Origin of the sequence: Rhizobium sp. Leaf311 (assembly GCF_001423445.1) — a bacterium.
Lineage (GTDB): Bacteria > Pseudomonadota > Alphaproteobacteria > Rhizobiales > Rhizobiaceae > Agrobacterium.
Window position 1 is genome coordinate 239 of the sequence record NZ_LMNZ01000019.1, and the last position, 396, is coordinate 634.

Here is a 396-nt window from a genome sequence, read left to right on the forward strand (position 1 = left end):
GTAGCTTTGCGCTGGCATTCGTGTCGGCATGTGTAGGATAGGTGGTAGGCTTTGAAGCATGGGCGCCAGCCTGTGTGGAGCCATCCTTGAAATACCACCCTTGTAGATATGGTTGTCTAACCGCGGCCCCTGATCGGGGTCCGGGACAGCGCATGGCAGGCAGTTTGACTGGGGCGGTCGCCTCCCAAAGAGTAACGGAGGCGTGCGAAGGTAGGCTCAGACCGGTCGGAAATCGGTCGTCGAGTGCAATGGCATAAGCCTGCCTGACTGCGAGACGGACATGTCGAGCAGAGACGAAAGTCGGTCATAGTGATCCGGTGGTCCCGCGTGGGTGGGCCATCGCTCAACGGATAAAAGGTACGCCGGGGATAACAGGCTGATGACCCCCAAGAGTCC

The 396-nt window shown here is 59.1% G+C and carries 1 rRNA gene (running past both ends of the window); it reads left to right on the plus strand.

The features are described 5' to 3' along the window. Positions 1 to 396: ribosomal RNA gene (locus ASF69_RS16575) — 23S ribosomal RNA — on the plus strand (its annotated part extends past both window edges: 238 nt to the left, 483 nt to the right); the annotation flags it as partial.